This is a genomic window from Corynebacterium sp. HMSC076G08 (assembly GCF_001811515.1).
GTDB classification, from domain to species: domain Bacteria; phylum Actinomycetota; class Actinomycetes; order Mycobacteriales; family Mycobacteriaceae; genus Corynebacterium; species Corynebacterium hiratae.
Genome location: NZ_KV805078.1, coordinates 1 through 7,247, shown reverse-complemented (window position 1 = coordinate 7,247; position 7,247 = coordinate 1). Strand labels below are relative to the sequence as shown.

The 7,247-nt window shown below is 55.7% G+C and carries 5 protein-coding genes and 1 pseudogene; 2 read left to right on the top strand and 4 right to left on the bottom strand.

The window, feature by feature from the left end; translation table 11 throughout:
* Both HMPREF2806_RS13200 and HMPREF2806_RS13370 read left to right on the top strand, forming a co-directional pair.
* A partial coding sequence (locus HMPREF2806_RS13200) for an integrase core domain-containing protein (RefSeq protein ID WP_158013221.1) occupies positions 1 to 323 on the top strand: 323 nt, incomplete at its 5' end.
* Between the two features lie 510 nt (positions 324 to 833).
* Positions 834 to 2,073 (top strand): annotated as a pseudogene (locus HMPREF2806_RS13370) (IS3 family transposase).
* 28 nt (positions 2,074 to 2,101) lie between these two features.
* Here the strand turns inward: HMPREF2806_RS13370 and HMPREF2806_RS10005 are convergent.
* The 4 genes from HMPREF2806_RS10005 to HMPREF2806_RS09990 all read right to left on the bottom strand — a co-directional run bounded on the left by HMPREF2806_RS10005 (position 2,102) and on the right by HMPREF2806_RS09990 (position 6,709).
* Positions 2,102 to 2,917 (bottom strand): ABC transporter ATP-binding protein, encoded by an 816-nt coding sequence (locus HMPREF2806_RS10005; protein ID WP_049156256.1) that lies wholly within the window; start codon positions 2,915 to 2,917, stop codon positions 2,102 to 2,104.
* A complete protein-coding gene (locus tag HMPREF2806_RS10000) occupies positions 2,917 to 3,996 on the bottom strand; it encodes a FecCD family ABC transporter permease (RefSeq protein ID WP_049156286.1) in 1,080 nt (359 codons plus the stop codon). The genes HMPREF2806_RS10005 and HMPREF2806_RS10000 overlap by 1 nt, the downstream gene beginning before the upstream one ends.
* Positions 3,997 to 4,037: 41 nt before the next feature.
* On the bottom strand, positions 4,038 to 5,195 hold the full coding sequence (locus HMPREF2806_RS09995) for an ABC transporter substrate-binding protein (RefSeq protein WP_049156259.1): 1,158 nt from the start codon (positions 5,193 to 5,195) through the stop codon (positions 4,038 to 4,040).
* Positions 5,196 to 5,347: 152 nt separating this feature from the next.
* Complete coding sequence (locus HMPREF2806_RS09990; protein WP_231732355.1) at positions 5,348 to 6,709, bottom strand: MATE family efflux transporter; 1,362 nt, start codon at positions 6,707 to 6,709, stop codon at positions 5,348 to 5,350.
* Positions 6,710 to 7,247 lie beyond the last annotated feature (538 nt).

The following is a 7,247-nucleotide window of genomic DNA, read 5'->3' as shown; positions in this document are numbered from 1 at the left end:
TGTTTCACGCTGACCGTGGAACGCAATTTACCAGCGAGAAGCTCTGGGAAGTCTGCCATAAACTAGGCATTGCCCAGTCTGTGGGGCGTACTGGTGTGTGCTTCGATAACGCGATGGCTGAGTCGTTCTGGTCGACGCTTAAAACCGAGTTCTACGACCGTAAGCGTTGGCCTACCCGCGATGCTGCGCGCAAGGCTGTTGCCTACTGGATGGAAGTCGTTTACAACCGTCGGCGCCGGCACTCTGCACTAGGAATGGTCAGTCCCGTCGACTTCGAAAACCACATTGGTCTAACCACCAGTAGAAAAGAAATAGCTGCCTAAACACTAGGTAGCCCCACTACGTGTCCACGATTTGCGGGCAACCCCACTGCCGCCACAGCGCAAGAAAGCAACCTGCATGACGCCCGCACCTGGAGCCGATTCCTAGACTCTACTGCCGCCTACCCCGGCTGGGATAAAGACGAACTAGAACACCTCGCACAGTCTGCTGCCCCACTCGATGCTGACAGCATGAACGCCAAAGGCTTAACCTCCCATCGCTACCGCGTGAGCGCTAAACGCCCTGATACGCGCCAGCGGCTGCTAGAGACCATGCTGGAACAACTCGACGACTCAAACCTCGTTGACGTTCACCTCGCCCATACCGTAGGCACATATCTCACCGCAGAAAGCACCAAGACCAACTTCCGCACCCTTCCCCAGGACGAGAATGCTGGACCGCGCTATCGACTAACTATCAACACCACCGAACCACTAGAAAGAAACTTAAGCACTGCTACCCTGAAGTGTCCCAGGTTTTGTTCCGTTTGAGTAGATGGGAAAATCTGGAACATGCCAAGAAAATTTGACCAGGATGCAAAGGACCGTGTGGTCCGTCTCGTGGAGGACCGCATCTTGGCGGAAAGCATGTCGATGCATCCCGCGTGCTAGGCAGTAGCTTCAAAGTTGGGGGTTTCATGGCACACGGCTCGTCTATGGACTTAAGCCTGCTCGTCGTGCGGGAAACATCCCAGAACCTGTTCCTGAAGATTTGGCTACCGAAAATGCCAGGCTACGCCGCGAAAATCAAGAGCTTCGAGATACCAACGAGTTGCTGAAGGCTGCGTCAGCTTTTTCGCCTCACGACCAGGCCCCAAACGTTAAGAAATGATCCGGTTCATCGATAAATACCGGAATCATTTCTCTGTCGAGTTCATCTGCACCGGAGTTGAAGATTAACCGGGCTGGTGGGTTTATCACCTCGCGTGGTTATCGCCAGTCCAAAGCCCGTGGGCTTAAGTGCTCGTCGCCTTCGTGACGCTGTGCTGATTGAACGCATTGGTGCCATTCATCGGGATAATTACGGTGTCTACGGCGTGCGGACAATGTGGCATGCGCTTGACCGTGACGGAATCGACATCGGTCGTGAGCAAACCGCCCGGCTGATGCGCCTAGCTGGTGTTTCTGGCACAGGCACAGGCGGATCACCAATCACAACCCGTACACCTCAACAGGCCGGATCTGCGCCCGGATTTGGTCGAGCGTGAGTTCAAAGCCCAAGGCCTTAAACAAGCTGTGGGTGGCCGACATTACCTACGTGCGTACGAAGAAGGGTTTTGTGTACACCGCGTTTGTCACTGACGTTTACTCCCGGCGGATCGTCGGATGGGCATTATCGGACTCGATGCGCACCGAGGTATTACCGCTGCAAGCACTCAACCAAGCGATTGTGAGCGCGAAGGAAACAACAGGCCTTATTCACCATTCGGATCACGGCTTATAGTACGTCAGCGTTGTCTACAACCAGCGTCTCGCCCAGCACGGGATTGCCGCTTCCACTGGGACCGTCGGTGACTGAAATGACAATGCTCTAGCTGAAAACGTTAACGGCTCTTACAAGAATGAGCTCATCCATACTCGCAGGTGGAATGATGTTGTCGAGGTAGAAATCGCGACGTTCGAGTGGGTGTCATGGTGGAACGAGGTAAGGCTCCACCAAAGCCTGGGATATCGAACCCCAGCCGAGGTGGAAACCGAATTGTGGAAGAAGAACCCGCAACAGGGAATAATAGAAATCAAGGAACATGCCTAGGAACAAAACTCGGGGCACTTCAAGCCCCTTATATGGCTCTGGATGTGGTGATTGCTGCAGAACCGTCATCAGTAAGGGTGACTTTTCCATCTACGCGGTAGACTTCACGCAACATTTTTGCGGTTAACACGTCCTTAGCTGCTCCGTGTGCGTATACAGTGCCCGCGTGGAGTACCGCAATGCGGTGAGCGAAGCGCGCTGCTTGTGAAAGATCGTGCATCGAAACCACGACCGCCGCGGGTGCTTCAGCTGCATAGGCGCGAATATGCTCCATGAGGATGAGCTGATTTCTTAGGTCAAGAGCGCTGGTTGGCTCGTCCAGTAGTAATGCCTGCGGCCGGCATACGATGGCCTGGGCGAAGCTTACTAATTGACGCTGGCCGCCGGAGAGCTGGGACATTGTTCGGGATTCTAGGTCTTCTAGCCCCAGCCGCGTGAGGACCGAGCTGACTCGGTCCTGTGTGGATGTGGCTACCCGTAGTCCGCTGAATCCCGTCCGGGAATGCTGGAGTGCCAGAAGTACCGATTCGAATACGGTAAGGGTGCTTTCCGGCGGGGGATCCTGTGGCAAATATACTGCCTCGGGCCCAGTGACGTCGCCGCTGAATCGGCATAGGTTAGCCATGCAGCGCAGCAAAGTCGACTTACCAGCGCCATTAGGGCCGACGAGGGCGGTGACGGTTCCAGCTTCGATCTTTGGGAGACATACGTCATTCAGTATCTGTTCGTCTCCATGGGAAAAGCACAGGTTATCTACCCGGAGTGTGGGTTCTGGCGGAACCGTGGGCGGTTGTTCCACGAGGGGGTCCTTTCTGGGGCAGGAAGTACTGGGAGAGGCGATCATTAGGTTGAGGAGACAGTTCGGGGGCGGCGTCGCAAAACAATGAGGACGACGAACACGGGAACGCCCACAATCGCGGTGATGATGCCGACAGGCAGAATCGCCCCAGGCTGGATCAGCTTGGATACCACTGAGGCTGAGGTCAGCAAAAGCGCACCTGAGATGATGGACGTGGTGAGGAAGAAGCGTTGGTCCTCACCAACGAGCATCCTGGCGATATGTGGGCCGACGAGTCCGATGAAACCAATTGTCCCGGCCATCGAAACGGCAGTTGCCGCCATAAGGGAGACTCCCACCAGCGTGTACGTGCGCAGCTTTGGGATATTGATACCCATGGACCTAGCGCGGTCGTCGCCCATTCGAAACGCGGTCAGCGTCCACGCATTGCGGTAGAAGTAAGCAATTCCGATTAGTGAGATGACCGCGAGAAGGCCGATCTGAGGCCACGTAGCGCGCGTAAGGCTGCCCAAGGTCCAGAAAACCACCTGCTCTAATTGGGTCTGCGAGGCGAGGTACTGCATTAGCGCTAGTAGAGCATCGAAGAGGAACACGATGGCTATGCCCAGCAGAATCATTCCCTCGGTACCAGAGCTCTTTGACCGAGAGAATAGGACGATCACCGCACAGGCCGCGAGGGCGAAGACCCAAGCACTGCCCGCCATTCCCAGCGCTGCCCCGATTCCCGCCGCGGTGAATCCTGAGACGGTGGCAAAGGCTGCGCCAAAGCTCGCAGCGGCGGAAATGCCCAGCGTATAGGGCTCTGCCAAGGGGTTATCCAAGATGGTTTGCATCTCTGCGCCGGCAGCAGCGAGGGTGCCACCGATGAGCACCGCTGTGACGGTCATAGGCAGACGTATATCAAAGATGATCTGCCAGTCAATTGGGCGGGAATCGCTGGGGTGAAAGAGCACGTAGAGCGCCTCATTTGCGTTCAAACTGCTGCCGATGAGGAAATCTATGGCAATGGTGACGCATAGCAGGGCCGTAAGCCCTGCGATGATCGCTACCTTTCGCCTGCTAGCTGTTCGGTACCAGTTTGACCGGGGGCGTTGCCGTTGCGGGGTAGAGTTTTGGTCGTCCACCTCGCTTCCGGTGGCAATTGATTGCGCTCGTGCTCCGTGGCTCATGGCAAACCAGTCCAGAAGGTGCCGCTAGCCTCCACAGGGAGGAATTTTTCATGTAGTTCTTCCAAATCGGCCTGCGGGTCGACATCGGAAAACAGGTCGGGGTGCATGGCTTTGGCAAACCACTCGATGGCTAGGTAGTTGTATGGGGAGTCGTAGAAGTGATGCCACGCAGCGTAGGCCCGCTTGTTCTTGACCGCCCGCATTTCCTTAAGGACAGGTTGCCCGTCAACAACGCGTTGGAAGTCTTTGGCTGCCTGTTCGGTGGACTCGTCGTAGCCCAGGGGTACAAAGCCATTCTTCTTTGGCTGCTGCTTGGCGCCGGTCCAGTCTGCGCCGGTGGCGATGATGACGTCTGGGTCTTTTTCAGCTAGCGCCTCGGGAGAGACTTGCCCCTGCTTGGCGTCGATCATATCGTCGCCCACGTTTTCGCCACCCGCTGCGTTAACAATTTGGGCTAGGTTGGACTTAGCGAAGGTAGAGCAGCAGTCGAAGTAGCCGGGAGCTCGCCAGAGGAAGGTCGGTGTGGGGGTGGCCTTGGCTTTTTCTAGGCGCTCCTGAACCATGTTCACCTTGGACTCATAGAACTCGGCATACTCTTCCGCTTCCTTCTCGTGGCCGAGTACCTTGCCGAGCAAGCGCACGCTCGGTGCGGTGTTCTTCACCGGGTCGGTAAAGTAATCGACGGTAACCGTGGGGATTCCGGCCTTTTCTAGACCGTCTACGATGCCAGCATCCTGGGCGGCTTCGAAGCTGCTTGCGGAGACAATGAAGACATCTGGACGGGAATTCAAAGCTTGCTCAACGGACATCGAGCCGTCGTAAACTTCACCAGTTTGCTCAATATCTTCGATCTCTGAGAATTTCTGTTCGTACTTCTTGTACGTGCCAGGGTCGTTCTGCTCCAGGTCATCTGGCCAGGCAACGATGCCCTGGAGCGGGTTTTCTTTGTTGAGGATGGATGTCGTGTAAAGCATCCGTTGCCCGCCCATGAGGACCCGATCGACGTTCTTCGGGACCTCGACTTCGCGCCCGAGAATGTCGGTGATCTGTTGCTTTTCTCCGTCATCTGCGGTCTGTTGTTCATCGTTAGTGCTGCAGGCAGCGGTCATAAGGAGGGCAGTGGCGGTGACGGCTGAGGCGACTACGCGGGCCATTCGGTGGTGAGGGGCGCGTGGGGTTTTAAAACCGCGAGCCCTAGTTGTCGTGAGGGACAAGGCAATCCTTTCTTCCAAGTGGATCTATTAGGTTAGCCATACCTTTGTTTATCTACAATGGGTGATGAAACTTTTACCCCCTAACATTCCCGTTAAGTCAGTTCATTCAGTCGGCGGGAATATGTGCGTAGCAGCAGTACCGCCGTGGTTGCGAAACCCATGATGAGTCCTAACCAGACGCCATATCCTTCCCATCCGAGGAGCTTTCCAAATATCAGAATCCCGGGGACGCCAACCAGCCAGTACCCGACGAGGGTGCAGCGTAGCCCTGAGGTGGTGTCTTTCAGGCCTCTCAGTAGGCCCACTGCCACGTTTTGGATTCCTTTGGCGAACTGTTGCAGTACCGCGAGACATAGGAGCAGGACGGCAATGTGAAAGGTGGTGGGATCTGCCTCTTTTAAGAAAGGATGCAGTACCCACCTGCCCAACAGAAGCCACAGCGCGCCCATTATTCCCAGATACGTGACCACGACGAACAATATGCGTCGGGTAATCTCGCGCACTGAGTCGGCACTCTCGGCCCGAGCCCTTGTGATCAGCACCGAGCCGCCGTGAGAAAAGCCGATGCACACTTGGTAAACGATGTACGCCAGTTGGTTCACAATATTGTGCGCCGCTAGCATCTGTGGGCTAAAGGTCCCCATCACTAAACCGGCGATGGTTGTTATTGCAGCCTCCGAGCCATAGGTCAGACTGACTGGTACCCCGAGGCGGACGAGGCGGCAGATAGTCTCCCCATCTCCTTTACACGGAAGGATGTGGAAATAGGGCTGTAGCTCGGGAATGCGCAGTACCACAATCCGGAAGGCCAGGAAGGTAAGCAGTTGGATGACAGTTGTAGAAAGCCCGATGCCCGCTACCTTCCAGTGATCCGAGGCTGCCCATGTCATAAATAACCAGTTCAATGCGATATTTATAAATATCGATATCAGCGTGATGGTTAACAGGGAGCCGGGTTTTCGCATGCCCACGGCGAATTGGCGCAGGACGTTGAGCCACATCATCGGGACTAACCCGGGTGCGAGCGCAAGGGTCATGGCGAAGGTGAGTTGGGCAACGTGCTTGTCGATGGGCAGAACAAGGACCAATCCGCCTAGGGCGATGACCAGTAACGCGCCGAGAATTGCAGTGCCAGTGGCCACCGCGAAGGAGGAGCGCACAGCCCGCCGGATCTGTTCTGCTCCCGCCTCGCAATTTTGACAAGAGGTTTTCTCTTTTTCCATTTTTGCTGCTGCTTCAGCCACAAGATTTGCCCCGGCCGTCACCATGCCCACGCACATCGTGCGGATCTGGTTGTAAAGCTGCATCGCTAGGCCGCCGCCGGCTATCGCCAGTACGCCCACGGACTGCAGCATCAATACGTCCGTGGTGGTCAATGCAACTCCGGCGAGTTGTACTCCAGCGATGGGAAGGGAAATTCCCAGAACTTCGCGATATTTCCGGATGGATTTCAACCTCGCAGCCACCTTCAACTTCGGACTAACATTCGTCTCGGCCCTCGCTTCTCATCTTCTAAACCTCGCCCATTTTGGCGGCTGGTCTCCAATGTGCTGCGGTTTCTAGCGGTAGATACGCAGCACATCCGATTCATTTGCGGCCTCCAGGCCGTTGAAGCGAATGGCGCTGCGATACATCTGCACCAAAGTTGCAATCGGACGCTGCCGTCTGCACCATGGAAATTAGTGGTTCGCCCCTGCGGATTCAGCTGGTGCTGGCCGATGCCCCAGCGGTACCACCGTTGGTTGAGACCGAATCCCGTTCAGGGCTGGTGTTTGCAGCGGCAGAGACTCCCTTCGGAAAGTATAAAGATTATACCTAGTTTAGGTAAGGCTACCATAATTGAAGATTTCCACTTCAAACACTTCAGGTGGAAGGAGTGTGAAGATGGATAGGAGGCGCTTCCATAATGCAGGCCTACAGCCAAACCCGATTCAACTACACCTACCCCACTGCCCCTGCTGAGGTTACCCTCGTTTAGTGGACACCCTATTT

What these genes read in the sequence shown, in the direction of transcription:
- HMPREF2806_RS10005 (WP_049156256.1), bottom strand. Translation starts at nt 2,917, where the DNA reads ATGATCGCCTCTCCCAGTACTTCCTGCCCCAGAAAGGACCCCCTCGTG.
- HMPREF2806_RS09995 (WP_049156259.1), bottom strand. Translation starts at nt 5,195, where the DNA reads ATGGCCCGCGTAGTCGCCTCAGCCGTCACCGCCACTGCCCTCCTTATG.